The 1756-nt window shown below is 64.4% G+C and carries 1 protein-coding gene and 1 pseudogene; both read left to right on the forward strand.

Going from position 1 to position 1756, the window contains the following annotated elements; all coding sequences use genetic code 11:
* Positions 1-246, forward strand: a pseudogene (locus tag KDB67_RS03925) (hypothetical protein); the annotation flags it as partial.
* 129 nt (positions 247-375) lie between these two features.
* Positions 376-1629 carry a pyridoxal phosphate-dependent aminotransferase gene (locus tag KDB67_RS03930; protein WP_291012652.1) on the forward strand — a complete coding sequence of 418 codons (1254 nt, stop codon included), beginning with the start codon at positions 376-378 and terminating at the stop codon, positions 1627-1629.
* Positions 1630-1756 lie beyond the last annotated feature (127 nt).

Here is a 1756-nt window from a genome sequence, read left to right on the forward strand (position 1 = left end):
GCGGCAAAGGCCAAGGGATTCGGTATGGCCGCAGGCAAGAAGCGGCCGGGTGCCAGGCCCGTCGCGAAGCCGGCCGTCGCCGAGCCCGCCGGTGAGGTCGAGGAGATCGCCGATGCCGAGCCGGTTGTGGAGGCCGCCGCACCTGCGGCAACCGAAACAATCGCACCTGCCGTGACCGAGGCCGGTGCCGCCAAAGCCAAGGGCTTCGGTATGGCCGCAGGCAAGAAACGCCCCGGCCACCACTGACCGTCGACAAATACCGCCCTCCACAGGGCCGCCGCCGCGATAACGCATCGGCTCACCTGTGGAGGGCGGTTTTTCGTCGGCCGCCCGGTCCGTGAAACACATTTGCGCTGGGCTGTCACAATTGAACTCGTGAGTAGACCCCATGTATCGCACCTCAATCAGAACCTGAAGCCACTCGAGCAGTCGCAGAAGCTGCAGAACGTGTGCTACGAGATCAGGGGTCCGGTACACGCGCACGCGGCGCGGCTGGAGGCCGAGGGGCACCGGATCCTCAAGCTCAACATCGGCAATCCGGCCCTGTTCGGTTTCGAGGCCCCGGACGTGATCATGCGCGACATGATCCACGCCCTGCCGTACTCGCAGGGCTACTCCGAATCGTCGGGCGTGCTCTCGGCCCGGCGGGCCGTCGTCACCCGGTACGAGCTCATCCCCGACTTCCCGTACTTCGACGTCGACGACGTGATCCTGGGCAACGGCGTGTCCGAGCTGATCACGATGACGATGCAGGCGCTGCTCAACGACGGCGACGAGGTGCTGATCCCGGCGCCCGACTATCCGCTGTGGACGGCGATGACCTCGCTCGCCGGCGGCACCCCGGTGCACTACAAGTGCGACGAGGGCAACGACTGGAACCCCGACATCGCCGACATCGCGTCGAAGATCACCGACCGCACCAAGGCGATAGTCGTGATCAACCCCAACAACCCGACGGGTGCGGTGTATTCACGGGAGATCCTGCAACAGCTCGTCGACCTGGCACGCAAGCATTCGCTGCTGATCCTGGCCGACGAGATCTACGACAAGATCCTCTACGACGACGCCGAGCACATCAACATCGCCTCGCTGGCCCCCGATCTGCTGTGCCTGACGTTCAACGGGCTGTCGAAGGCGTACCGGGTGTGCGGATACCGGGCGGGCTGGGTGGTGCTGACCGGCCCGAAGGATCATGCGGCCGGTTTCATCGAGGGTCTGGGGATTCTCGCGTCGACCCGGCTGTGCGCCAATGTTCCCGGCCAGCACGCCATTCAAGTGGCGCTCGGCGGCTATCAGAGCATCGAGGCGCTCATCGCCCCCGGTGGCCGGCTGTACGAGCAGCGCAACGTCACCTGGGACAAGCTGAACGAGATCCCCGGCGTGAGCTGCGTCAAGCCGATGGGTGCACTGTACGCGTTCCCGTCGCTCGACCCGAATGTGCACGAGATCCACAACGACGAGTTGTTCGTGCAGGACCTGCTGTTGCAGGAGAAGATCCTGGTCGTGCAGGGCACCGGGTTCAACATGGCCGACCACAACCATTTCCGGATCGTCACGCTGCCGTGGTCGCGGGATCTGACCGAGGCGATCGAGCGGATCGGCAATTTCCTGTCGTCATACCGCCAGTAGTCAGCCGACTTCCAGTTACCTGTAACCGGTGGTAACGTCCAACTCCGGGTTTGCTGTGAGCAATGCCACTCACGGACCGGAGTCAGGAGAGCCACATGGCGCAATGGCGCAGGCGCGAGGATGTACA

The sequence above is a fragment of the Gordonia sp. (in: high G+C Gram-positive bacteria) genome (assembly GCF_020438995.1).
GTDB lineage: Bacteria > Actinomycetota > Actinomycetes > Mycobacteriales > Mycobacteriaceae > Gordonia.